This window comes from Streptomyces roseirectus (genome assembly GCF_014489635.1).
GTDB lineage: Bacteria > Actinomycetota > Actinomycetes > Streptomycetales > Streptomycetaceae > Streptomyces > Streptomyces roseirectus.
This window is the reverse complement of record NZ_CP060828.1, coordinates 6213363-6235735: the sequence shown is the minus strand read 5'-3', so window position 1 is coordinate 6235735 and position 22373 is coordinate 6213363. Positions and strand designations below refer to the sequence as shown.

23 protein-coding genes are annotated in these 22373 nt (G+C 73.3%); 9 read left to right on the top strand and 14 right to left on the bottom strand.

All coding sequences use genetic code 11. The annotated features are described in order from the left end of the window. Window positions 1-73 precede the first annotated feature (73 nt). From mpaC to IAG44_RS26645, 5 genes are read right to left on the bottom strand one after another with little or no spacing between them, the layout of a single operon-like run. Entirely contained in the window at window positions 74-1273 is a 1200-nt protein-coding gene (mpaC, locus tag IAG44_RS26665) for a daptide-type RiPP biosynthesis dehydogenase (protein ID WP_187749609.1), read from the bottom strand. After that, a complete protein-coding gene (mpaD, locus tag IAG44_RS26660; RefSeq protein ID WP_187749608.1) occupies window positions 1273-2523 on the bottom strand; it encodes a daptide-type RiPP biosynthesis aminotransferase in 1251 nt (416 codons plus the stop codon). Before mpaD ends, mpaC begins: the two co-directional genes overlap by 1 nt. Beyond that, complete coding sequence (gene mpaM / locus IAG44_RS26655; protein WP_187749607.1) at window positions 2520-3329, bottom strand: daptide-type RiPP biosynthesis methyltransferase; 810 nt, start codon at window positions 3327-3329, stop codon at window positions 2520-2522. The genes mpaD and mpaM overlap by 4 nt, the downstream gene beginning before the upstream one ends. After that, window positions 3326-4399, bottom strand: coding sequence for a daptide biosynthesis RiPP recognition protein (mpaB, locus tag IAG44_RS26650; RefSeq protein WP_187749606.1), 1074 nt, complete (start codon window positions 4397-4399; stop codon window positions 3326-3328). Before mpaB ends, mpaM begins: the two co-directional genes overlap by 4 nt. Next, entirely contained in the window at window positions 4392-5372 is a 981-nt protein-coding gene (locus IAG44_RS26645) for an LLM class flavin-dependent oxidoreductase (protein ID WP_187749605.1), read from the bottom strand. The genes mpaB and IAG44_RS26645 overlap by 8 nt, the downstream gene beginning before the upstream one ends. Before the next feature lie 598 nt (window positions 5373-5970). On the opposite strand from IAG44_RS26645, the gene IAG44_RS26640 reads away from it, so the two are divergent. Beyond that, window positions 5971-6879, top strand: coding sequence for a DMT family transporter (locus IAG44_RS26640; protein ID WP_187749604.1), 909 nt, complete (start codon window positions 5971-5973; stop codon window positions 6877-6879). Here IAG44_RS26640 and IAG44_RS26635 read toward each other — a convergent pair. Together IAG44_RS26635 and IAG44_RS26630 are read right to left on the bottom strand one after the other, a co-directional pair. After that, window positions 6860-7708 carry a LysR family transcriptional regulator gene (locus IAG44_RS26635; RefSeq protein WP_246562113.1) on the bottom strand — a complete coding sequence of 283 codons (849 nt, stop codon included), beginning with the start codon at window positions 7706-7708 and terminating at the stop codon, window positions 6860-6862. The genes IAG44_RS26640 and IAG44_RS26635 overlap by 20 nt on opposite strands. A 53-nt stretch (window positions 7709-7761) precedes the next feature. Next, on the bottom strand, window positions 7762-8142 hold the full coding sequence (locus IAG44_RS26630; protein ID WP_187749603.1) for an S-adenosylmethionine decarboxylase family protein: 381 nt from the start codon (window positions 8140-8142) through the stop codon (window positions 7762-7764). A 354-nt stretch (window positions 8143-8496) separates the two neighbouring features. Between IAG44_RS26630 and IAG44_RS26625 the strand changes: the two genes are divergently transcribed. The 4 genes from IAG44_RS26625 (at window position 8497) to IAG44_RS26610 (ending at window position 11961) form a co-directional block, all read left to right on the top strand. Further along, entirely contained in the window at window positions 8497-10287 is a 1791-nt protein-coding gene (locus tag IAG44_RS26625; RefSeq protein ID WP_187749602.1) for a GNAT family N-acetyltransferase, read from the top strand. Further along, window positions 10284-11324 carry an HAD-IIIC family phosphatase gene (locus IAG44_RS26620; RefSeq protein ID WP_187749601.1) on the top strand — a complete coding sequence of 347 codons (1041 nt, stop codon included), beginning with the start codon at window positions 10284-10286 and terminating at the stop codon, window positions 11322-11324. The genes IAG44_RS26625 and IAG44_RS26620 overlap by 4 nt, the downstream gene beginning before the upstream one ends. Further along, entirely contained in the window at window positions 11321-11590 is a 270-nt protein-coding gene (locus IAG44_RS26615; protein ID WP_187749600.1) for a phosphopantetheine-binding protein, read from the top strand. The genes IAG44_RS26620 and IAG44_RS26615 overlap by 4 nt, the downstream gene beginning before the upstream one ends. Before the next feature lie 83 nt (window positions 11591-11673). After that, entirely contained in the window at window positions 11674-11961 is a 288-nt protein-coding gene (locus IAG44_RS26610) for a chaplin (RefSeq protein ID WP_187749599.1), read from the top strand. Window positions 11962-12039: 78 nt separating this feature from the next. On the opposite strand, the gene IAG44_RS26605 is transcribed toward IAG44_RS26610, so the two are convergent. The 7 genes from IAG44_RS26605 to IAG44_RS26575 all read right to left on the bottom strand — a co-directional run bounded on the left by IAG44_RS26605 (window position 12040) and on the right by IAG44_RS26575 (window position 16650). Continuing rightward, the gene (locus tag IAG44_RS26605) at window positions 12040-12906 is read right to left on the bottom strand and encodes a tyrosinase family protein (protein ID WP_187749598.1); all 867 of its coding nucleotides are present in this window, start codon (window positions 12904-12906) and stop codon (window positions 12040-12042) included. Beyond that, window positions 12890-13306 carry a tyrosinase family oxidase copper chaperone gene (locus tag IAG44_RS26600; protein WP_187749597.1) on the bottom strand — a complete coding sequence of 139 codons (417 nt, stop codon included), beginning with the start codon at window positions 13304-13306 and terminating at the stop codon, window positions 12890-12892. Before IAG44_RS26600 ends, IAG44_RS26605 begins: the two co-directional genes overlap by 17 nt. A 144-nt stretch (window positions 13307-13450) precedes the next feature. Further along, entirely contained in the window at window positions 13451-13963 is a 513-nt protein-coding gene (locus IAG44_RS26595; protein ID WP_187749596.1) for a hypothetical protein, read from the bottom strand. A gap of 187 nt (window positions 13964-14150) precedes the next feature. Then, window positions 14151-14645: a DUF5949 family protein gene (locus IAG44_RS26590; protein ID WP_187749595.1), complete on the bottom strand. Its 495-nt coding sequence runs from the start codon at window positions 14643-14645 to the stop codon at window positions 14151-14153. A 171-nt stretch (window positions 14646-14816) separates the two neighbouring features. Continuing rightward, window positions 14817-15107: a hypothetical protein gene (locus tag IAG44_RS26585; protein WP_187749594.1), complete on the bottom strand. Its 291-nt coding sequence runs from the start codon at window positions 15105-15107 to the stop codon at window positions 14817-14819. A gap of 171 nt (window positions 15108-15278) precedes the next feature. After that, window positions 15279-16181: a hypothetical protein gene (locus tag IAG44_RS26580; protein WP_187749593.1), complete on the bottom strand. Its 903-nt coding sequence runs from the start codon at window positions 16179-16181 to the stop codon at window positions 15279-15281. 229 nt (window positions 16182-16410) lie between these two features. Then, window positions 16411-16650, bottom strand: a complete 240-nt coding sequence (locus IAG44_RS26575; protein ID WP_187749592.1) for a chaplin — start codon at window positions 16648-16650, stop codon at window positions 16411-16413. A gap of 266 nt (window positions 16651-16916) precedes the next feature. Between IAG44_RS26575 and IAG44_RS26570 the strand changes: the two genes are divergently transcribed. The 4 genes from IAG44_RS26570 to IAG44_RS26555 are packed head-to-tail and all read left to right on the top strand — an operon-like array spanning window position 16917 to window position 21942. Next, on the top strand, window positions 16917-17993 hold the full coding sequence (locus IAG44_RS26570; protein WP_187749591.1) for a DUF3344 domain-containing protein: 1077 nt from the start codon (window positions 16917-16919) through the stop codon (window positions 17991-17993). A 54-nt stretch (window positions 17994-18047) separates the two neighbouring features. After that, window positions 18048-19226, top strand: coding sequence for a glycosyltransferase (locus IAG44_RS26565; protein WP_187749590.1), 1179 nt, complete (start codon window positions 18048-18050; stop codon window positions 19224-19226). Next, the gene (locus IAG44_RS26560) at window positions 19223-20623 is read left to right on the top strand and encodes an exopolysaccharide biosynthesis polyprenyl glycosylphosphotransferase (RefSeq protein ID WP_187749589.1); all 1401 of its coding nucleotides are present in this window, start codon (window positions 19223-19225) and stop codon (window positions 20621-20623) included. Before IAG44_RS26565 ends, IAG44_RS26560 begins: the two co-directional genes overlap by 4 nt. Window positions 20624-20628: 5 nt before the next feature. Beyond that, a complete protein-coding gene (locus IAG44_RS26555; protein WP_187749588.1) occupies window positions 20629-21942 on the top strand; it encodes an O-antigen ligase family protein in 1314 nt (437 codons plus the stop codon). The last annotated feature ends 431 nt before the right edge of the window (window positions 21943-22373 follow it).

Genomic DNA, 22373 nt, shown 5'->3' with positions numbered 1-22373 from the left:
GTTCCCCCCTTCTGTGTGTTGTGCCGTCCGCCGGTGGATTCCGGCGGAAGTCTGTGATGCGGCCTGCCGACGGCTAGGCCCGCTGTCCGGTGGCCTCCGCCAGCACCTGCCGGACGTCGGCGAGGGTGAGGGCGCCCAGGGTGGGCAGTCCGTCTCCCCACGCGCGCGTGGTGGCGCGGGCGATCAGCTCCGTGCGTTCCTCGCTCGCGTCGGTGCCGCGCTCGATCCGCCAGGCGTCCAGCAGGGCGGTGACGCCCTCGACGGGGTCGGCGGGCAGGGCCGGCCGGTGGGCCGAGGTGACGGTCTGCCAGAGCCGGCGCAGGCGGCGGGCGCTGCCCCAGCGGGCGTCGCCTTCCGCGATCCGCCGCCACAGGGGCGCCAGCAGCGCGGCGGCGGCCGTCATCTTGCGCAGGCCGAGCCCGGTGGACAGCTCGTTGGCCAGGTACCAGCCCTTGCAGGCGCACGGGTCGCGGCCGAGGTTGAACCACGGGCCGTGGCTCACCCCGCTGAGCTTGGCGATCTCCAGGCGCAGCGCGTCGCCGGGGGCGCCGTCCGCGTCCCGCACGGCCGCCAGTTCGGCGCCCAGGGCGGTCAGCCGCTCGACGAGCGTCAGGGCGAAGGCGTCCTCCGAGGGAAGGTCCCGCGGGTCCCCGACGTACATGCCGGCCACCCGGAAGAAGACCTCCAGGACGCCTTCCGCGAGGAGTTCGACGGGCAGGGTCCGGGTGGCGACCGGGTCGAGGACGGCGACGTCCGGCTGGAGCCCGTTGCCGAGCACCAGGCGTTTGCCGTGCGGTCCGGCGAGGCACATGCCGCCGCTCAGCTCGCTGCCGGTGCCGACGGTGGTCGGCACGGTGACCAGCGGGATCGCGGGCTCCGCCTCGGCCGGCAGCAGCACGAGTCCGCTGCGCTGCCGTACCGCCAGCCGTTCCCGCACGACGGGGGCGGCGCTCATCAGGACGGCCAGTTTGACCTGGTCGATGAGGGTGCCGCCGCCGACCGCGAGGACGACGTCGCTGCCGTGCAGCCGCTCGGCGAGCGCCGTCACGCTCTCCAGCGTGCCGGGGCCGTCCGGGACCAGCCGCTCCACCGTGCGGCCCGCCCACACCGCGCACGCGGACAGCTGGTCCACGGCCTCGGAGTCGGCGACCGCCGGGTCGGCGAGCAGGGTCAGGGTCCGTCCCGGGTGGCGGGGCAGCCACTTGGCCAGCCCGCCGATCCCGTACGCGACCTGGGTGGCGCGGCGGCCGCTCAGGTTCCACACCGGGTCCATCAGGCCACCCCGATCCCGGCGCGCACCCCGGCTCGCACGCACTCCAGGAGTTCGGCGAGGTCGGCGTCCGTGTAGATCAGCGCGGGCAGGATCTGCACCCCGTTGACGCTGGGGTGGACCACCGCGCCGGCGTCGCGGATCGCGGCGACGACCCGCGGGACCTCGCGCTGCGGGAGCGGTTCGCCGTCCGGCGTGCGCAGCCGGATCGAGCGGAAGCAGCCGAGGCCGGTGGTGCCCGAGACCAGGGGTTCGGTGGCGACCAGGTCGGCCAGCGCTGTATCGAGCAGGGCCGACAGGCGGCGCGCGGCGGCGACCGCGTCGAGCCGGCGCATCTCCTCGACGGTGGCGAGGATCGCCGCGCAGGTGACGGGCGTTCCGGCCTGGGTCTCGCCGTGGACGAAGACGTCGCCGGCCGCGTCGAAGGGTTCCGCGAGCGCGCTGGGCAGCAGGACGGCCGCCGCGGCCTGGGTGCCGTTGGTCAGCCCCTTCGACGTGATCAGCAGGTCCGGCGGGGCCGGCCAGCGCTGGGAGGCGAAGAAGTCCCCGGTGCGGCCGAAGCCGGTGGCGACCTCGTCGGCGACGAGCAGGAAGCCGTGCCGGTCGCGCAGGTCGAGGAGCGTGCGGACGTATTCGGGGGTCAGGGGCACGGCCCCGCTGCCGAGGACGGGTTCCACGACGACGGCCGCGACGCGGCTGCCCTGCTGGTCCATGAGCCGGGTGACCTCGTCGGCCGCGTTGGCGCTGACGTGCCGCACGAGGCGCTGGTCGACGCCGTAGACGGACTGGCCGAGTTGTTCGCCGGTGAGGGCGAAGCCGCCGAAGGTCAGGCCGTGGTAGCTGTCGCGCAGGCCGACGACGAGTTTGCGGGCGCCGTCACCGCGCAGGGCGTGGTGGTGGCGGGCGAACTTCATCACGAGGTCGTTGGCGGCGCCGCCGGAGGTCGAGAAGATCACCCGGCCGTAGTGCTCCGGGCCCGCGACCTCGACGAGTGCCTGGGCGGCGCGTCGGGCGTACACGTTCTCGTAGCGGAACACCGACAGGTAGGAGGCATCGCGCAGGGCGTCCGCGCAGGCGCGGGCGATGGCCTCGTTGCCGTAGCCGAGGTTCGCGTTCCACAGCCCGCTGGCGCCGCAGAGCAGTTCACGGCCGTCCTGGAAGCGGATACGGACGCCGTCCGCCGCCACCGCGCACAGGTCGTCGGACCCGTGCAGGCGGGGTTCGAGCAGGGAGGGCCACAGGGCGCCGGTCATCGGTCGGCCTCCGCTTCGAGCAGGACTCCGGTGTGGCGGGCGGAGGCGGCGGGCAGGGCGTGGCGGGCGACGACGCGCAGTCCGGCGCCGGCCAGTTCCCGGGTGAGGTCGTCGGGCGGCAGGACCCGGATCGCGGTGGTGAACACCGGGACGGGACCGTCCTGCGGGATCTCGCGCTCCGGGGCCAGGATCGTGACCCTGCGGACCTCCTGGCCCGCCCGCCAGTGCTCGATCATCCGGTAGCGCCGGCCGCTCGCGCCCACGGCCTCGACGTCCAGGTCGTCGTCGCCGGCGGTCACGTCGACCGTGGAGAGCAGGAACCTGCCGCCGGGGGCGAGGTGGGCGCGGACCGAGGCGTAGAGGCCGGTGCGGGCCTCGGCGTCGAGGAGGGAGACGGAGGTGGTGCCGAGGACGACGGCACCGTAGGTGGCGCCGAGGTCGAAGGCGGACATGTCTCCCTGGACCACGGTGCAGCGTTCGCCGATGCCCGCCGGGGCCTCGGCGAGCCGCTGCCGCAGCAGGGCCACCATGCTCTCCTTCAGCTCCAGGGCGGTGACGGGCCGGCCCAGGGCGAGCAGGGGGAGCGTCAACCGGCCCGATCCGGCGGCCAGTTCGAGGACGGGGCCGGGGAGCGCGCGGGTCGCCCGCAGGAGTTCCCTGATCTCGGAGGTGTCGGTGGCGGCGAGGTCGTGGTAGACGGGCGCGCCGGCTTCGTCGTAGAGGTCGTGGAGGGTGACGCGGTCGCCGTGGGCGGCGAGGACATCGGCGGCCAGGCCCGGGACCGCCGGGGCGTGGGTCGTCGTCATGCCGTCGCCTCCAGCACCGGGAGCGGGGCTCCCTTGCCGGCGAAGAACGCGAGGACACGCTCGACGGACGCCCGGTCCACGTGCTCCGCCGCCGCCTCCGCGCTGCCGAGGACCAGCAGCAGCTCCGTGATCTCCGCCGCGCGGCGGCCGAGCTGGAAGGTACGGGTGTCACCGGCGGGCCTGGCGTACGCCTGGTCGGCGGTCCAGCACAGGAGCGGGGCGCCCGGGTTGTCGTCCAGCGGCTCGACAGCCTGGTCGAGACCGGCGACGAGACGGTGGCCGAAGCCCGAGACCCGGGGCTCGGTGATGCCGCGCGTCTGGAGGTCGCGCAGCAGGTCCAGCGTCGCCAGGTAGCGGGCGAGCCAGGGCCGGGTGCGGACGGCGGGTGCGCGCAGCTCCTCCGGGACGGCCGCGCCGAGCGGTACCGCGCCGGGGACCTCACTCGCCGCGTTCAGGCTCAGCCACCGCTCGTGCAGGGTGGCGGCCGAGTCGCCGGCGGTGCCGAGGCGCAGGCCCTGCGGGGAGACGGAGACGGCTCCGTCGTCGGCCACGTGGAGCCGGGTGCCCGGTCCGTCGCCGGGGACGTTCGCGCCGAGCGCGGCCAGGTCGGCGAGCTGGACCGCGGGGCTGACGGCGAAGGAGGCGAACGTGCCGTCCGCCCTCGCGGCGTCGGCGTCCGCGAGGAACAGCTCGAAGTCGGTGGCGCCGGCGACACGGACGAGCGTCGTGCCGAGCAGCGACATGTACGGGCTGACGCCGTAGTCCTGGATCTGCAGGAACAGGGTGTCGTCGACGGAGGCGTCGCCCTCGGCGCCGGTCAGGGAGCCGTCGTAGCCGACGACGGTGGCGCCGGAGGCGTCGTCGCGGTGGGTGGGGGTGTCGGGGGCGAGGAGGAGGGTGTGGGGGCCGACGGTGTCGGAGGCGAGGAGGGTGGGGAGGTGGGCGGGGTCCTCAAGGACGACGGTGGTGGTGCCGGCGTTCTGGGTGCCGGGGGTGGCAGGGGCCATCGGATGGCCGGTGACCCAGGAGCGCAGGTGGCTCCCCACTCGGGCGATCAATTCCTCATTCACCGGTTTCCCTCCGATCCACGCCCACAGCAGCGAGAATCTGCTTCAAGTCGTCCATTGCGGCGTTCACGCCATAAAGTCGGCACACGCCCGTGAGATTCAATACGATTTCGTCGACCCCGACGGCACGGTATTCATCGAGTCCCTTGACGATCTGGTCGATGTTCCCGAACAGAAAAGCGCCGGAATCCGCCATGCGCCGGGCCGCGGCCCGCTGATCGAGATCGGCGAATTCGATGCCCGCTTTTCCGAGCATGTCGATGTAGTGCGGTGCCTGCATGTGCGCGGAATTACTGGCCAGCACGAAGTCGGACACGTCACGGTCGGGGCGTTCGAGCGCCACCGGCACCATCGCGGTGGTCCGCGGCACCGCCCGCCCGGCGTCCCGCGCGCCCTCCCGCATCGCCGGGTGGACGACACCGTCCAGGTACGCGGCCGGGGTGAGCCAGGTGACGGCGACGTCGGCGACCTCGCCGGCGAGGCGGGCCATGCCGGGCCGCAGCACACCGAGGCCGAGCCGTACCGGCGCCGACATCGCCGGGCCCATGCCCGCGTGGCAGGTGTAGTACTCCCCGTCGAAGTCGACCGGTTCGCCGCTGAGCAGGCCCCGGACGACCGTCAGGTACTCCCGGACCGCGGTGAGCTGACTGCGGTACGGGGCGCCCAGCAGACTCTGCTGAAACGTTTTCGCACCGGGTCCGAACCCCGCGACGACTTCCTTGCCGGTCGCCATCGCCAACGTCTTCACCTTGTGCGCCGCCTCGAACGGATGCCTCAGCGGCATCAACGTCACCCCGAGCCCGGTAGGCACCCTGAATCCCGCCCCCGCTGCCCCGGAAAACGTCTGAAACGGCTCCATCAACAAACTCTGCCCCTGCCAGAGCCGCGCCGCCCCCGTCCATTCCACCAGCGCGGCGAAGGGAAGCACCTGCTCCACCCGGCGCGGCAAGAACGGCACCAATATCGAGTAGTCCATATTTCCCCCCCGGACCGCGGCTTCTGACGTCCTGAATATTTCCAGAGCGATCACCGGGGGCGCAAGGATCTCCGCTGCAACTTGATGCAGCGACAACTGCACAAAACTGCGCCGGGCTTTTAGGGGGCCCAATAGCCCACCGGGTACTCGCCTACCCGAACCGGCTGGCACCACACCCCGACGCCACCGCCGGCGGCGCCCCGCTGCGACGCACCGCCGCCCGAAGGGAAGCACGAGTTCGCCGGAGAAGGCGGCCCCGCCGCGCCGACCGGCTCACGCAGCGGCGCGGACTTCGGCCGAGCCGGCGATCGCAGCGTTCGGACGGGCGCGGTCCCGAACCGCGCCGATGTGGCGATGGCCTGCACATTCCGACGCCTCGAACCTCTACACCAACCGGCGGGACGCCACCCCGTTCGCGGGACAGTCGCGCCGACCGACCTATCCTCCCGGCCACGGCGTGGGCTGCTCACCGCCGCCGGTGCACCACCCAGCGGAACCTGACCGCGCCGCACCCCCATAGCCCCAGCCGATGACCCCATCGGTTTCCTTGCCCAGCAACCGATGGCCCCTGCCCCCACCCCCCTCGTAGCTTCGCCCCATGACCACATCGACCCGGACCACCCCCGCCTCCCTCGCCCCGGCGCCCGCCCCCACCCCTCGTCAGGAAAAGCGCGGCGCCCTCCAGCTCACCGCCGCCATGCTGCTGTCCGGCACGATCGGCGTGTTCGTGGTCGAGTCCGGCGCTTCCCCGTTCACGGTGGTGTTCTACCGGTGCGTGTTCGGCGCCGTGTTCCTGGCACTGTACTGCCTGGCCCGCGGCTACTTCGGACAACACGGTTTCACGGCACGGACGTTGGGACTCACCGCGCTCGGCGGCGTGTTCACCGTGTTCAACTGGACGTTCCTCTTCGAGTCGTACGAGCGGACGTCGATCTCGGTGGCGACGGTCGTGTACCACACTCAGCCGTTCATCGTGGTCCTGCTGGGCGCGGCCCTGTTCAGGGAACGCGTGACGGCCCGCAAGGCCGGCTGGCTGGCGGTCGCGTTCACGGGCCTGATCCTGGTCGCCGGCGTCTCGGACCTGGACGTGACGGGCCTGACGGGCATGGGGTACGCGCTGCTCGCGGCGCTCTTCTACGGCCTGTCGACGGTCGTCACGAAGCGCGTGACCGGCGTCCGCCCGCACCTCGTCGCCCTGGTCCAGGTCACCCTGGGCATCCCGCTGCTGCTCCCCTTCGCCCCGCTCACCGAGAGCGCGGAACTCGGCGCCGGCTGGGCCTGGTTGATCGGCCTCGGGGTGCTGCACACCGGCGTGATGTACGTCCTGATGTACGCGGCGTACCAGAAGCTGCCGACGTCGAAGATCGCGGTGCTGGCGTTCGTCTACCCGGTGGCGGCGCTGCTGTGCGACTGGGCGGTGTACGGCCACCACATCACCTGGCTCCAGGCGCTCGGCGTCCCGCTGATCGCCGCCGCGACCCTCGGCGTCAACCTGCGGCGCGCATGAGCCGCACGGCCTCGTCGACGAACAGCCGCACCTCCGCCGGGAGCAACCGCCCGCTGCGCCAGGCGAGTTGGGTGTGGACGGTGAACGAGGGGCGCCACGGCAGGACGACCATGTCGCCGCGCGCCAGTTCCTCGGCGACGGTCACCTCGGGCAGCAGCGCGATCCCGAGCCCCGAACCGACGCTCCGTTTGATGGCCTCGATGGTCCCGAATTCCAGGAACTCACCGCCGAGTTGTTCCTCGAAGAGGTCCCGGTACGCGCACCCGGCCTCCGTCGCGAGCACCGGCACCGCCCTCAACTCGTCGAGCGTCAGCGTCCGTTCACCCGCGAGGGCGTGCCCGGGGGCGCCGACGAGGACCAGCGGCTCCTCGGTGAGGACGACCGTCTCAAGCCCCGGGTGCTCGGTCTCCCGCTCCATGAGGAAACCGACGTCGTACGTGCCCTGCCGCAGCGCCTGCCGGGTCTCGGCGCACAGGCTGGGCCGCAGCGCGAGCCGCAGCCCGGGGTGGCGGTGGTGCAGGAACTCCAGCAGGGGCGGCATGCGGTACGAGGTGATGCTCTCCATCGTGCCGACGACGAGGGTCGCGGCCGGGCCGCCCGTGACGTCGGCCCGCGCGGCCTCGACCGACTCCAGGATCCGTTCGGCGTGCCGGACCAGTTTCTCCCCGGCGGGCGTCAGCCTGATCCGCCCGCCGAGCCGGTCGAAGAGTTCCACCCCGAGCGACGTCTCCAGCGCCCGGATCTGCGATGTCACGCTGGACTGGGCGTAGTTGAGCTCTTCGGCGGCCCGCGTGAAGCTGAGCAGCCCCGCGACTTTCCGGAACGTCACCAACTGACGGAACTCCACCACGCCCCCCGAGTCGAGAATCCCGCGGACGACGTTCAGTTCACCGCGCGCAGCATCCGCGTCACATTGATCCGCGTGGGCGCGAGCCCCAGTTCCACGCTCTCCATCATCCGCTCACCGTTGAGCCGCCCGTACGCGAGCAGGTCGACGTTCGCGAGGTTGAACTCCGGCCAGGTGTGGATGCTGAGGTGCGAGGCCGAAAGGAGGAGAATCGCGGTGACCGCGCCGTTGGGGAATACGTGGGACGCCTCGCCGAGGACCTTGGCGTTTCCCTTTTCGGCGGCGGTGCGGAGCACCTGGAGAAGGCGTTCCTCGTCCGTCAGAATACTGTTGTCGCTCACCCATACGTCGACGGCGTACGAGCACAAGTCGTCGACGTTTATACCCTCGGTGGCAAGGCTTACGGCGTTCGTCATGGGGAACCGGGGAGCGTGACCGGGGCCACTTCCCCGTCTCCTTTCGCTTGGTTCTGCGCTGGTCCGCGCGGCCGAACAGGTAAGGTCGCGAGGCCAGTCACTGGCGCTCGTTGACTCCAGCGTAGCATCAGCCGCCCCCTACCGCCCTGCGGTGCAGTTCGTCAAGAAACCGGCAGGACGGCCACGGCTCGACTTTATGGAATTCCCCCCGGATAAACGATCAAGCGATTCCGGTGCGCGGCACGCGGAATTCACCGGCGAATAGCGCCCGCTAATGCCCCGCATACGCCGAACTCCCGTCCCTTACACTGGACGTACTCCGTCCGAAACCCTCCTCCTCCCTGGAGCCCCCTTGTGAGTACGGCCGCCGATCGAGTGCTCAGCGAAGTCGCCGCCGCGGTCCGCCTCCAGGAGGGCCCGCCCGGGGTGCGCTCGGTCCTGCGGGCGCTGCGCCGCCTGGAACCGGCGTCGACGAAGGAACTGAGCCGGGCCACCAGCCTCCCGGTCCCGATCGTCGCCGCCGTCGGCAACGAGCTGCGCCGCCGCGACCTGGTCACCAAGGAGCGCCCCTCCCGGCTGACCCCGGCCGGCCGCGCCCTCCTCGCCGAGCTGGGCATGGACCTCGCGCTGAACGCCACCTGCACGACGTGCGACGGCCGCGAGCTGGTCATCCCCGACGTCCTCGACGAGGCCGTGCACCGGCTGCGCGCCCTGATGGCCGACGGCCCCGCCGCCGACCTCGCGATCGACCAGTCCCACTGCACCCCCGAGACCAAGGTCCGCCGCGTCCTCGCCCTGCTCACCGCCGGCGTCCTGCCCGGCGGCTCGCTGCTGCTGATCGGCGACGACGACCTGATCTCCCTCGCGGTCGCGGTCGTCGGCGACGTCCTGGGCGCGCCGATCGTCGAGCGGGTCACCGTCGTCGACATCTCCCCCGACATCCTCGGCTACGTCCAGAAGGTCGCCGCCGGTCTCGGGACGCGCGTCGAGACGGTCGAGCACGACCTGCGCGCGCCGCTCCCGGAGCAGTTGCGGGGCCGGTTCGACGCGGCCATGACCGACCCGCCGTACACCCCCGAGGGCGCCCGCCTCTTCCTCTCCCGCGCGGTCGAGGGGCTGCGCCCCGGCGCCGCGCACAGCGTCTTCTTCTCCTTCGGCGGCAAGAGCCCGGACGACATGCTGGCGGTCCAGCGCGAGATCCTGGACCTCGGTCTCGTCACCCACGGCCACATCCGCAACTTCAACGAGTACGAGGGCAGCGGCATCCTCGGCGGCGTCGGCTTCTTCCAGCACCTCCTGACGACCAGCGCCACCGCCCCCACCCACACCGGCGACTTCGAGGGCCCCCTCTACACCGGCGACAAGCGCACCCGCGCCCGCCGCTACGAGTGCGTGGCCTGCGGCACCCACGTCGAGGTCGGCCCCGGCGCCCGCTGGCCCTCCATCGCCGCCCTCAAGTCCGAAGGCTGCCCCCACTGCGGCAAGGGCCCCTTCCGACCGGGCCAGTTGGTCCCGGAGACAACGAAAACGGCGGAAACGGCGACGGCAACAACGCCCGCCCCCACGGCCCCCGTTGCCCCGGCCCCGGCCTCAACTCCCGCCAACTCCCCCACCCCCGGTTGGCACCCCCCCACCCCCGAAGCCCGCGCCGCCCTCACCCACCGCGCCGCCCCCTACCTCACCCGCCAGGCCACCGAACCCGACCTCCCCGCGATCGGCGAGTTCGAGGCCGAGATCGCCCGCGTCTCCTTCGGCGAGGACGCCATCGACGACCCGGCGGTCTGGTCGGCCCGCCTCGGCCGGGCGATGGAGAAGAACAGGGAGGGCATGATCGTCGCGTCGGCCCCGGACGGCGCCCCCGTCGGCTGGTGCTGGATCAGCATCAACACCAACGCGATGACCGGCGACCGCTACGCCAACTTCCGCTCCCTCGCGGTCTCCCCGCTCGACAACCGGGCCGACGTCGCCGAACTCCTCCTCACCGCCGGCCTGGAGTTCTGCGCGGCGAACGGCATCAAGGAGGTCACCGGCCGGGTCCACGTCGGCAACGTCCCGATGCGCACGGTCTACCGCCAGTTCGGCTTCGACCCGACGAGCCTGACGATGAAACTCCGCCTGCCCGCCCCCGAGAAGGCCGCCCGATGACCGCCTACGGCCACGTCAAGTGCGTCGTCTGGGACCTCGACGGCACCCTGTGGGACGACGTCGCCGTGGAGACCGCGACCGACGAACTCCCCACCCCCCGCCCGCGGATGCTCGCCGCGATCGACACCCTCACCGCGCACGGCGTCCTCAGCAGCATCGCGAGCCGCAGCGCGCCGGCCGTCCTGGACCGCCTCGCGGACCGCCTCCCGGAGGTCCACGCCCGTTTCCTCGCGCCGCAGGTCTCCTGGCAGGACAAGAGCGAGTCCCTGCGCCGCATCGCGGACGAACTCGGTATCTCGACGGACTCGCTCCTCCTCGTCGACGACTCCCCCTACGAACGCGCCGAGGTGGCGGCGCTGCTGCCCGGCGTGACCACCCTCGACCCCGGCCAACTCCCGCTCCTGCTCGCGGAGTTCGAGGGCAAGGAGGTCACCCCGGAGTCCCGCGCCCGCGTCGGCCGCTACCGCACGGAGGCCGTCCGCCGCGCCGAGGGCGAACGCTTCGAGGGCACCCGCGAGGAGTTCCTGGCCTGGTGCGACATGCGCCTGACGATCGGCCCGGCGACCTCGGACGACGTCCCGCGCGCCCTCGAACTCGCCGCCCGCACCCACCGGTTGAACTCCTCGGGCCTCACCCCGGACACACTCCGCGCCCTGCTCGCGCGCCCCGGGAGCACCCTCCACACCGCCCGTATGTCCGACCGCTTCGGCGACTACGGCATCATCGGCGCGGCCCTGGTCGACCACTCGTCCCCGGACATCTGGTCGGTCCCTCTCCTCGCCCTCTCCTGCCGGGTCGCCGGCCGGGGCGCGGCGGCGGCGTTCCTGTTCCGCCTCATGGAAGAGGCCCGCGACAACGGCGTCCACACCTTCTCCGTCACCCTGCGCCCGACGGACGCCAACCTGGAGATGCGGATCCTGCTGCGGCAGGCTGGCCTGCGCCGCGCAGACGGCACTGAGCCGCCCGTGCTCACCCGTTCCCTCAGCGGGGATCTCCCCCAGCCCCCCGCCTACCTGCACATCAGAGAGACGGCATGACCGCCCCCATCGAACAAGAGATCCGCACCCTGCTCGCCGAGGCCACCCACCTCGACCCGGCCTACCTCGCCGCCCTCCCCGCCGACACCGAACTCTTCGGTCCTCAGATCGCGTTGACCTCCCTCGCCGGTGTCACCCTGCTCGCCTCGGTCAAGAAGCGCTACGGCGTGGACGTCGCCGATCTGGATCTCAGCCTGGACAGCCTGGAGTCGGTCGCGACGCTGGCGGAGTTCGTCACTCGGGTGATCCACCCGGACGCGCCGTGACCCGTTCGCGCCGCTGACGTTAACGGGGAGTGCGGTCGGCGAAACCTGCCGTCGTACGTACCGATGTCAGTGAGGAGAACGTGATGTCTCGCATCGCGAAGACCGCGGCCGTCGTGCTCAGCACGTCCGCCGTGGTGGTCGGCGGCGCCGGTCTGGCCATGGCGGACGCGGGTGCGCAGGGCGCCGCTGTCGGTTCGCCCGGCGTGCTGTCCGGCAACGTCATCCAGGTCCCCGTCAACGTCCCGGTGAACCTGTGCGGCAACACCGTGAACGTGATCGGCCTGCTGAACCCGGCCTTCGGCAACACCTGCGTGAACGACGGCCACGGCGGCCCGAAGCACGGCGGTGGCTACGGCGGTTACGGCAGCTGACGTTCCGTCACCTCCCGCACCTGCGCGGGAAAGCCCCGGCACTCCGAGCGCCGGGGCTTTCCCGTGTCCCCAACTCCCCTACGCGTACCGGTAGATGGCGCTGACGTCCTCCAACTGGTCCGGCGTCACGTCCCAGGGCGGCAGTTGCTCCGTCCGCGCCACCACCCGCCCCCGCTGCCGGTCGCCCAACTCCGGTTGCCGTGCCGGGAGATACCGGTGCTGAGCGTGCCGCTTCTGCCACCGGTACCAGCACAGGTCGACGAAGGCGTGGTGCAGCCAGAACACCGGGTCGTTGACCGAGGCCCCGCCCAGCATCACCCCGCCGACCCAGCGGTGGACGCGGTTGTGGTTGCGCCAGGAGACGCTGCCCCGTCCGGTCCCCCACCCCTCCAGCTTGTTGCGGAACCCCTTGGTGACCGTGGAGTCCCAGGGCGAGGTGTCGTAGACGGGGTCCGACATCGCCCACTCCAGCTCGTCCTTGGTGGGCAGTTCGATGGGGTCGCGGGCGCGGCCGAGGTCGCGGGTGAGGAAGTCCTCGTCGGTGATGTTCTCGCGCAGCGTCCAGTTGCCGGTGGCGTGGGCGAAGGGTCCTGTGGTCACCTGGCGGTCGCCGGGGCGGCCGTTGCCGCCGAGCAGATCCGCCGTCCAGGGCGCCGACTTGGCGCTGCGGGCGCGCGTCCAGTCCCAGTAGGGCACGGTCACCGAGTCGTCGACCTTGCGCAGCGCCCGCTCCAGGTCGAGGAGGAAGCGCCGGTGCCAGGGGAGGAAGGAGGGCGCCATGTGGGCCGTCCGCAGTCCGTCCTCGCCGTCGGAGACGTAGAAGTCGATGTGCATGCGCACGAACTCGTCGTACTGGCCCCGGCGTTTGATCTCCAGGAGCGCCTTGACGAAACGGGCCCGTTCGGCGGCGGTGAGGGTGGTGACGTCCTTACGGGTGTAGGCCATGGTGTCCCCCCGAGCGTTCCTTGAGCTGTTCCCCCGGGCTGAGTTCGTCGACGGCGGCGCGGGCGGCCTCCAGCGGGGTGTCGTACGAGCGGTAGTGGTCGACCATGCTCAGCCAGGTGCCGTCGGCGCGCCGCATCAGGTGCAGCGGCCGTCCGTCGACGGTGACCTGCCACGACGCGTCGGCCGAGCGGCCGCTGCGCGTCGGCATGCCCTTGATGTGCCGGCCCCGGTACATCTCGTCGAACCCCGGCCCGGGGTTCACGTCGCGGAAGCCCCGCGAGGCGACGAGCAGCGGGGTGACGGCGGCGACCGCGCCCACCCCCAGCAGCGCCCGCATCATGGCCCGCCGTCCGGGTCTCGCCACCGTCACCGAACCCCCGCCCACACCGACGACCGTCATGCTCCGCTCCTCCTCCGGTTCCGTCACGTCCACAGCGGTAACCGCGAAGGGGCCCGCCGGGTCACCGCCGGAGGCGGAAAAAGCACGCGAACGACGGCCCGGGGCACCCACCGCCCCGGGCCGCCGTCGTGGGAGGGCCGGGCGCTACAGGCCCTCGCCCAGGCCGAGGTCGGCGGCCGGGACGGCCTGGAGGACGGGGGTGACGACGCCGGCGGCGGGCAGCTTCGGGTCGGGCAGGCCGAAGTTGTCGGGGTTGGGCGGGGTGAGGGGCAGGTCGAGGGTGGCGCCGGGGCCGAGCGCGCGGACGTCGCCCGCGGGGGCGTCGAGGGCGACGTGGTCGAACTCGTCGCCGAGGACGCGCGGGATCGGCGTCCGCATGCCGAGGCCCGGCAGGCCGGCGCCGACGGGGAGCTGGGGGAGCGCGCGGTCGGGGACGAGGCTGCCCTCGACGTACCGGGGGCCGTCGGGCGCGCCCGGCATCGGGAGCGGGATCTCGCCGCCGACCTTCGGCAGCTCCATGCCCAGCGCCGTCTCGGCGCCCTCCAGCGGGACGGGCACGGGAACCGTCTCGGCCGCGGCGGCGGGGGTCGCGGCGGCGGCGCCGGCAGCGGCGGCCAGCAGCACGGCGGCGAGGGTTCCTCGGGTGGTCGACTTCATCTCGGGTACGGGCCCTTTCGGATTTCGGGGGACGCGCTCTGCACAACGGGTAACGAGCGGGGCGAGCACCCTGGAAACGAGGCGGGTCCGCAATTCCCCCGGACGCGGGAATCGAACGACTAAAGCGGCGGGGCGCTCACTCGAAAGGGTGAGCGCCCCGCCGCCGTGGTCCTGCGGGAAAAAGCCGTTACCGGAGGCTGCGCGCGGGCAGCACGATGTGCGCGGCGGCGTTCAGCGTCTCGTCGGCGCCCGCGAACGCGGCCAGCGCCTCCAGTTCGACGGGCTTGCCCGGCTCGGCCTCGGGCCAGGGGCGGGTGGTGAAGACGAGGTAGGCGTAGCCGCGGTTCTCGACGGCGGCCAGCCACTCCGGCGGCGGCACGCACTGCGCGTTGAGGCCGGGCATGTTCAGGACCGCCTGGCCCGACTCGACGAGCAGGCTGACCGGCAGGCTCGGCCGTTCGGTCCCGTCGACGAGGTCGCCGCCGACCGGGAGTCCGTTGTCACCGAGGAGCCGTTCGATGGCGCTCGCGGTCACCTCGGGCCCGTCGGCCGCGTCACCGAGGGAGTAGGCGAGCAGGTAGGGCATGTCACTGCCGTCGGGGGCCTCGCCGCTCCACGGCATCACGACCAGGGTGCCGAGGTCGGCGACACGGAAGGGGCGGGTTTCGCTAGTTGAGGTCACCGCGCGACCATAGCGGCGCGCGACGGGCCGTCAGGGCGTGTCCTCACCCGAGCGGAGGACTCCGCACGGGTGTGCCACTCGTACGAGGGACGAGCGGGGTCGCGGGTCGACGCCGGGGGTTGCCGGAGGGCCGGTCCCGGCGCGCCCGGACCGGCCCTCCCCGCGGTGTGTTCAGCTCTGCAGCGGGAGTCCGCCGAGGAGCGGGTTGTGCGTGTTGAGCGCGCCGGCCGCCTCCTTGACGGAGCTGAGCGGGGAGCTCGCGTTCTCGGTGTCGAGCGCGTTGGACTGGTGCTGGAGCGGCATCACGTCGTCGGCGGTGAGGCCCCCCGAGGTGAGCGTGTTCACCGCGCCGGTGAGGCTGGTGGGCGTCAGGTCGGCGGTGCTGTGCGCGAAGGCGGGCGCGGCGGCACCCGCGAGGGCGACGGTTCCGGCAATGACGGCGGCAGCCTTGAGGGACTTCATCGGGTTCCTTTCATCGGCGGCTGAGAGGGAGTCGGCGATCACGACGCCGTGCCTAACGATTCCCTCGCGCACCGGAAACGCACGGACGTGCGCGGACATACGTGTACGCGGAAATTTCCGCACCCCGACCGGTCGGCCGGGGTGCGGAAATTCCGGGCTACTGCTTTTCGGTCACGGCAATTGCGGCGCCGCCACCGGGAGTTGGGGCGCCACGGGGAGCGCCGGGGTCTCGGGCAGCGCCGGGGTCGCCGGGAGGGCGGGCGTCGCCGGCAGGGCCGGAGGGTCGACCGGCAGCGCCGGGGCGTCGACCGGCAGCGCCGGGAGCGGCGGCAGTCCGGGCAGGCTCGGGACGGGCAGGCCGCCGCCGAGGAGGGTCGCCGCGACGAGGTTGACGAGGCCGAGCACCGTGCCCGTCGCCGCCGAGACGACGCCGGTCGGGTCGGCCGACGTCGCCGCCGCGACCAGTTTCGCGACGGCGGCCTGCAGCGCGGCGAGCGCGTCGTCCTGGACGTCGGCGAGGGCGGCCTTGGTGTCGTCGCGGGCCGCCTTGCCGTCGTCCGCGCCCGCCTTCTGGCCGGTGGACGGCAGCGGGAGGGTGGGCGCGGGGGGCAGGGCCGGGGTCTGCGGCAGCGGGGGCGTGGCCGGGAGCGCCGGGGTCTCGGGCAGGGGCGGGGTCGCGGGGAGGGCCGGCGTCTCGGGGACGGCGGGGGTGGCGGGGAGTTCCGGGGTCGCCGGGGCCGCGGCGCTGATCTTGGCGACGGCCGCCTTGATCGCGTCGGAGAGCGCGGCGGCCTTGTCCGGCGTCAACTGGCCGTCGGGGGCGGCGAGTACGGCGTTGACGAGGTCGGTGACCGGGGTGAGCAGGGAACCGAGGTCACCGAGGCTCTTGGTCTGGGCGAGCAGCGCGCCGGCGTCGGGGAGGGGCGCCTCGGCAGCCTTGGCCGTCTTGGACGCCGCCGCCGCGTGTTCGTGGGCGGAGCCGTCCGCCGCGAACGCGGTGGGGGCGGCGACGCCGAGGACGAGGGAGGCGCACAGTGCGGTGGACGCGATACGCCGTACGGGCAGACCACGCATGAGTATTCCTTTCGATTGCGTCAGGTCTTGAGCCCACCGTGCGAGTGACACCCACTCACCGCAACAGATCAATCACGCCCCGCGACCGTTTGCGTGACCGCATCACCCCAGGTCGGACGGGCCGTCAAGCGCCGCGCCCCGTGTCGCGCGGCCGACCCCCCATTCGGGGGAGCACACACGAAACGGCCGCTCCCCTGGCTGGGGAGCGGCCGTCCTGCGAAGAGGCGCGTCAGTCGTTGACGCAGGTGTTGCCGAAGGCCGGGTTCAGCAGGCCGATGACGTCGACGGAGTTGCCGCAGACGTTGACCGGCACGTGGATCGGGGCCTGGACGACGTTGCCCGACAGCACGCCCGGGGAGTGCTCGGCGACACCCTGCGCGCCACTGTCGGCGGCGGCGACGCCGGAGGCGCCGGCGACGGCCGCTACGGCAACGGTGGTGAGGGCCAGGCCCTTCGCGATACGCGACATGGAGAGGTGCTCCTTGGAGGATTTGACACAAACATCCGGGCGGGGATGCCCAGCGCTGTGTCAACGCGTGGCGCCGCCGCTGGTTGTGCGGCCAATGGGGTGATGTGCCGACCGGCCGCTTTCACCATTCCGACACACTTGCCCGGCTATCACCGGATTAGTCCGAATACGGACTAGAGTTGCGGCCCATCCGAGCCACCCCTATAAGCCAGCAAATCGCACTGCGGACTCGCCGCCGCAGGTTCCCCGAAAGGGCCACGCCGGTCATGCCCACTCCTCTGGCTCCGCTGCTGCGCCGCGCGACGGTGGGCGCCGTCGCCCTCGCCACCCTCTGGACCTCGCACCCGGCGCTCGCCGCCCCGGCCGCCGAGGCGAGCGTCCTCCCCTTCGCCGAGCGCTACCGCGCCACCCGGCACGGCGGCATCGTCCGCGCCGCCAACACCTCGATCACCTGCCGCGCCGAGACGGCCGGCTGCGCCGAGGTACGGGCCGGACTCCCGGCCGCCAACGGGGACTTCGACATGTTCTACGTCGACGTCGACGACGACCCCAACACCTACAACTCCTCCCGCGCCGAGGTCCGCCTCCCCGAGGGCTCGCGCGTCACGTACGCCCGCCTCTACTGGGGCGGCAACCTGCGCGTGGGCGAGCAGAAGCCGCCGAAGGACAACGGCCGGGTGCTGATCGCCGAACCCGGCGGCTCCTACAAGGCGCTGCTCGCCGACACCGTCACCGGCCACCGTGTCGCGGGCGGCGCCGACGCCTTCCAGGCGTCCGCCGACGTCACCAAGCTCGTCCGGGAGAGCGGCGCGGGGCTCTACACGGTCGCACAAGTCAACGTGGCGATGGGGAAGTCGAAGGCCGGCGCCTGGGGCGGGTGGACGCTCGTCGTGGCGTACGACAATCGGAACGAACCCCTCCGCCACCTCTCCCTCTGGGACGGCTTCGACACCCTGAACGGCAAGCGGGGGCACGAAGTGACACTCAAGGGGCGCGCGCTGGCGGCGCACGCGGGCGGGTACGCCGGGCTCGTGGCCTACAACGGTGACCCCGGCCGAACGGGTGACTCGCTCGTCCTTTCGACGGGCGCCGGCCGCTCGACACGGCTCTCCGACGCCGCGAATCCGGGCGACGACGTACTGAACTCCACGATCAGCGAGCCGGGGGAGGCTCCGGCGGCGCGTGAACCGGCGTACGCGAGCACCCTCGGCTACGACTCCGACGTGTTCGATCTGAGCGAGGGTTTGCGGCGCGGTGGTGACCAGGCGGCCTTCCGTCTCGTTTCCTCCCGGGACGCGGCGTGGGCCGGCGCGCTCTTCGTCGCCGTCGACGCCCGGCAGTAGTCAGGCGCGTTCCCGCCCGTCCCGAGCGTCGTCCGTGAGCGAGGAAACCGCGCAATGCACCAGCCAGTGCCCGAAGCCGGCCCCCGGGTCCTGCACGTCGCCCAGCCCGTGGACGGCGGAGTCGCCCGCGTCGTCCGGGATCTGACGATGGCTCAGCTCGCGGCCGGGTACCACGTCACGGTCGCCGTCCCCGACAGTCCGCTCGCCGCCGACCTGGCCGCGCTCGGGGCCGTCGTGCGCCGCTGGGAGGCGGCGCGGGCGCCGGGGCCCTCGCTCTGGGGCGAGGTGCGGCGCCTGACGCGCGTACTGCGGGACGTGCGGCCGGAGTTGGTGCACGCGCACTCCGCGAAGGCCGGCCTCGCCGGGCGCCTCGCGGTGCGCGGGCGGGTGCCGACGGTGTTCCAGCCGCACGCCTGGTCGTTCGAGGCGGTCGACGGGGCCATGGCCGCCTTCGCCGTCAACTGGGAGCGTTTCGGGGCGCGTTGGGCCGAGCGGCTGGTGTGCGTGAGCGCCGCCGAGCAGGCGACCGGCCAGCGGGCCGGGATCGCCGGGCACTACCGGGTGGTCCCCAACGGCATCGACACCGGCCGCTTCCGCCCCGCACCCGCGGACGCCGTCCGCGCCGCCCTGCTGCCCGGCGTCGAGTCGGCCGCGCCGCTCGTGGTGTGCGTGGGGCGGCTGTGCCGGCAGAAGGGGCAGGACGTGCTGCTCGCGGCCTGGGAGACGGTCGTCCGGGAGGTTCCCGGGGCCCGGCTGGTGCTCGTCGGCGACGGCCCCGACCGGGCTCGACTCGCCGCGCGGGCACCGGAGTCGGTGACGTTCGCCGGGGCCGTCGAGGACACCGCGCCCTGGTACCGGGCCGCCGACCTGGTCGTCCTGCCGTCCCGCTGGGAGGGCATGGCGCTCGCCCCGCTGGAGGCGATGGCGTGCGGTCGGCCGGTGGTGGTGAGCGATGTGGACGGCGCCCGCGAGAGCCTGCCGGCCGCGCTCGCCGACCGGTGCCTGGTGCCGTCCGGGGAGCCCGCCGCGCTGGCCGGCGCGGTCACCGGCCTGCTGCTCGACCCTTCGCTGCGCGCGTCCCTCGGCTCCCGGGGCCGCCGGCACGTCCTGTCCACACACGACGTGCGGCACACCGCCGGGGCGATCGCGGACCTCTACCGCGAACTCCTCGGCGGCGAGCGGCCGTTGCCGCGCGTCGAGCCCACCGAGTGCAGGGAGTCCATCCACTCGTGACCGCCGAAAGCACCGTCCCCTCCCCCGGTTCACCCGTCTCCGTCATGCCCCGCCGCGAGAGCGGCACGGGGTTCCGGTTCCCGGTCCGGCGGCCCTCCGCGCGGCCGCCCTCGCCGCTGCCGCTGCTGCTGGCCGACTTCGCCGCCGTCGCCGCCGGGCTCCCGGCGCTGGCCGAGGCGCAGCGCAGGCCGCTGCTGGTCGGGGCGTTGGTGGCGGCGACGATACTCCTGCGGCCCCAGCGGGCCCGGCCCGTCGCCGGGGTGCTGGACGAACTCCCCGCCGTGTGCGGGCGGATCGCGGTGGCCTGGCTGGCGCTGGCCACCCTGGTCGCCGCGAACTCGCCCGCCGACGCGCTGAGTTGGGCGACGCTCGGGGCCGGGTGCGCCGCTCAGGCGGGCGCCGCCTGCCTCGGTCGGTCGCTGGTGCACTACCGGCGCCGGCGGCTGCTGGCCCGGCGTCCGCGCGCCGCGCTCGTCGTGGGCCCCGCCGCCACCGCCCAGCGGGTCGCCGCCGCCGTCCTGCGGCATCCCCGGTGCGGGGTGGAGCCGGTCGGGATCGTCGCCGAACAGGGCGGCTCCGGCGGCCAGTTGCCGGTTCTGACGACCGGTCAGGACGTCCAGCGGGCGGTCGTGCAGAACGGGGTGCGGGACATCCTGTGCGTCGACCCGGCCGTCCGGGTCAAGCAGGCGCCGCTGCTGCGGGCGCTCGCCGAGTCGGGGTGCGCGGTGTGGGAGGTCGACGCCGAGTCGCCGTCGCACGGCTCGCGCGACCATCTCGCCGGGTACCCGCGCCGGCCCGTCGACCTCGGGCTGCGGCGGCGGGGCAGCGCCGGGAAGCGGCTGCTGGACGTCGCCGTGTCCGGGACGCTGCTGCTGCTGATCAGCCCGCTGCTGCTGGTGTGCGCGATCGTGCTGCGGCTCACCGACGGGCCCGGGGTGGTGTTCCGGCAGGAGCGGATCGGCAAGGACGGGCGGCCGTTCACGCTGCTGAAGTTCCGCACGTACCGGCCCGCCGACGACCACGAGGCCGCGACGCGGTGGAGCGTCGCCGGGGAGCGGGAGATGAGCCGGTTCTGCCGGTTCCTGCGGCAGACCTCGCTGGACGAGCTGCTGCAGCTGTGGAACGTGCTGCGCGGGGACATGAGCCTCGTCGGGCCGCGTCCCGAACGGCCTTATTTCGTCGGGCAGTTCAGCCAGACGTACCCCGGTTACGCGGCCCGGCACCGGATGCGGGTCGGGATCACCGGGCTGGCCCAGATCAACGGGCTGCGCGGGGACACCTCGATCGAGGACCGGGCCCGCTTCGACAACGCGTACATCGACAACTGGTCGCTGTGGCAGGACGTCTGCATCCTGCTGCGCACGGCCGCCGCCTTCGTCCGTCCGACCGGGAGCTGACGCCGATGGCCCTCGCCCTGCCCCTCGCCCCGCCCCGGTCCTGGTCGCCGGTGCTGCCGGTCGCCGCCGTGATCGCGCTCGTCGCCCTGCCCGTCGCGCCCGGCGGCGAGGGGGGTGCGGGGCCCGCCGACGCGCTCTCCGCGCTCGTCGTCCTCTTCTGCGTCGTCCGGCTCCTGCGGCGGCGGGCCCGGCCGCTGTCCCTGCGGGCCGCCGTGCTGTTCGGGATGCCGGTCGCGGGGCTGACGCTCGCGGCGCTCGGCGCGGCCTCGGCGGGCGCCGGGATGTCCGGGCTCGGCCGCTACCTCCAGGTCTTCGTGCTGGTGCCGGCGGCCGTCCTGCTGCTGATCCGGGACGCCCGTGACTTCCGGCTGCTGGCCTGGGCGTTCGTCGGCCTCGCCGGGTGGCAGGGGGCCGTCGGCGTGCACCAGTTCGTCACGCACACCGGGGCGTCCTACCAGGGCGAGGAGATCCGGGCCGTGGGCACGTTCGGGCCGCAGGACGTGATGGGGATGGCGACCGTCGTGTCCTTCGGGCTGATCTGCGCGGTGGGGCTGGCGCTGGGGCGGACCGTCGCCCGGGAACGGGTGATCGCCGCGGTCTGCGCGGGGGCGCTGCTCATTCCGCTGGCGCTGTCCTTCAGCCGGGGGGCCTGGATCGCGACGGCGCTGACGTGCACGGTCCAGCTGGTGCTGGCCGGGCTGCGCAGGGCCCTCAAGGCGGGGGCGGTCGTGGCCGCCCTCGGGGTCGTCCTCGTCGGCGGGTTCGGGGTCGGCTCCGCGATGCTCCAGGAGCGGGTCAGCAGCATCACCCAGGTCACCGGTACGCCGGACCAGTCCGTCACCGACCGGTACACCATGTGGGCCGCCGCCCTCGACATGTGGCGCGAACAGCCCCTGACCGGCGTCGGGTTGAAGGGCTTCCCCGAACACCGCGACGCCCACGCGTCGCTGGCGCTCTCCTCCGGCAGCGACACCGAGGGGGCGGGCTCGGCCTACGTCAAGCAGCCGCTGCTCTCCCCCCACAACATGTACCTCCTGATCCTCAGCGAACAGGGCCTACTCGGCCTCCTCGCCCTGGCCGGCTGCTGGCTCGCCCTCCTCACCTGCGCCCTCCGCAACCTCCTGCGCACCCGCACCCGCCAACACCCCTTCCTCGACTGCGCGTTGATCGCCTGCGGCCTCTCCGTCTGGCAACTCACCGACTTCATGTACGCCGACATCGGCGGCCCCTCCACCGTCCTCACGGCCATCTGCCTGGGCCTGATCGCCTGGTGGGCCCTGGCCGGCCACACCGCTTCGGAGAGGGCCACCACCCGATGACGGTGACTCCCTCCCGGACCCCCCGGACGGACGGCACAGCGCGGGAAGCCGCGCCGGTGCCGTCCGTGCGGTCGGGCGACGCAGCGGAGGCCGATGTGCGCGCGGGGGATGACGGGACGCCCGGCGACGAGGCGGGCGCGGAGCGCGTCGGCCCCGGCGAGCCGGCCCCCGAGCACCCCCTCTCCCCGGCGATCGACACGGGCCTCGGTGCCGGTGACTCCAGCGGGCCGTCCCACCTGTCCGGGGCGCCCACCGGCGAGCGGGACCGGAGCTCGTCCGCCGCTCTTGCCACCGCACGGGAGCGCGCCTCAGGCGCCGACCTCGCCGGCGGACAGAACCACGCCGCAGACGCCGCCCCCGCCGGCGAACGACGTCGCGCCCCCGTCAATCCCCCCAGCGACCGGGAACACGCCGCGCCCGCCGCACTTGCC

What these genes read in the sequence shown, in the direction of transcription:
- mpaC (WP_187749609.1), bottom strand. Translation starts at nt 1,273, where the DNA reads ATGGACCCGGTGTGGAACCTGAGCGGCCGCCGCGCCACCCAGGTCGCG.
- mpaD (WP_187749608.1), bottom strand. Translation starts at nt 2,523, where the DNA reads ATGACCGGCGCCCTGTGGCCCTCCCTGCTCGAACCCCGCCTGCACGGG.
- mpaM (WP_187749607.1), bottom strand. Translation starts at nt 3,329, where the DNA reads ATGACGACGACCCACGCCCCGGCGGTCCCGGGCCTGGCCGCCGATGTC.
- IAG44_RS26645 (WP_187749605.1), bottom strand. Translation starts at nt 5,372, where the DNA reads ATGGACTACTCGATATTGGTGCCGTTCTTGCCGCGCCGGGTGGAGCAG.
- IAG44_RS26640 (WP_187749604.1), top strand. Translation starts at nt 5,971, where the DNA reads ATGACCACATCGACCCGGACCACCCCCGCCTCCCTCGCCCCGGCGCCC.
- IAG44_RS26630 (WP_187749603.1), bottom strand. Translation starts at nt 8,142, where the DNA reads ATGACGAACGCCGTAAGCCTTGCCACCGAGGGTATAAACGTCGACGAC.
- IAG44_RS26620 (WP_187749601.1), top strand. Translation starts at nt 10,284, where the DNA reads ATGACCGCCTACGGCCACGTCAAGTGCGTCGTCTGGGACCTCGACGGC.
- IAG44_RS26615 (WP_187749600.1), top strand. Translation starts at nt 11,321, where the DNA reads ATGACCGCCCCCATCGAACAAGAGATCCGCACCCTGCTCGCCGAGGCC.
- IAG44_RS26610 (WP_187749599.1), top strand. Translation starts at nt 11,674, where the DNA reads ATGTCTCGCATCGCGAAGACCGCGGCCGTCGTGCTCAGCACGTCCGCC.
- IAG44_RS26605 (WP_187749598.1), bottom strand. Translation starts at nt 12,906, where the DNA reads ATGGCCTACACCCGTAAGGACGTCACCACCCTCACCGCCGCCGAACGG.
- IAG44_RS26600 (WP_187749597.1), bottom strand. Translation starts at nt 13,306, where the DNA reads ATGACGGTCGTCGGTGTGGGCGGGGGTTCGGTGACGGTGGCGAGACCC.
- IAG44_RS26595 (WP_187749596.1), bottom strand. Translation starts at nt 13,963, where the DNA reads ATGAAGTCGACCACCCGAGGAACCCTCGCCGCCGTGCTGCTGGCCGCC.
- IAG44_RS26585 (WP_187749594.1), bottom strand. Translation starts at nt 15,107, where the DNA reads ATGAAGTCCCTCAAGGCTGCCGCCGTCATTGCCGGAACCGTCGCCCTC.
- IAG44_RS26580 (WP_187749593.1), bottom strand. Translation starts at nt 16,181, where the DNA reads ATGCGTGGTCTGCCCGTACGGCGTATCGCGTCCACCGCACTGTGCGCC.
- IAG44_RS26575 (WP_187749592.1), bottom strand. Translation starts at nt 16,650, where the DNA reads ATGTCGCGTATCGCGAAGGGCCTGGCCCTCACCACCGTTGCCGTAGCG.
- IAG44_RS26570 (WP_187749591.1), top strand. Translation starts at nt 16,917, where the DNA reads ATGCCCACTCCTCTGGCTCCGCTGCTGCGCCGCGCGACGGTGGGCGCC.
- IAG44_RS26565 (WP_187749590.1), top strand. Translation starts at nt 18,048, where the DNA reads ATGCACCAGCCAGTGCCCGAAGCCGGCCCCCGGGTCCTGCACGTCGCC.
- IAG44_RS26555 (WP_187749588.1), top strand. Translation starts at nt 20,629, where the DNA reads ATGGCCCTCGCCCTGCCCCTCGCCCCGCCCCGGTCCTGGTCGCCGGTG.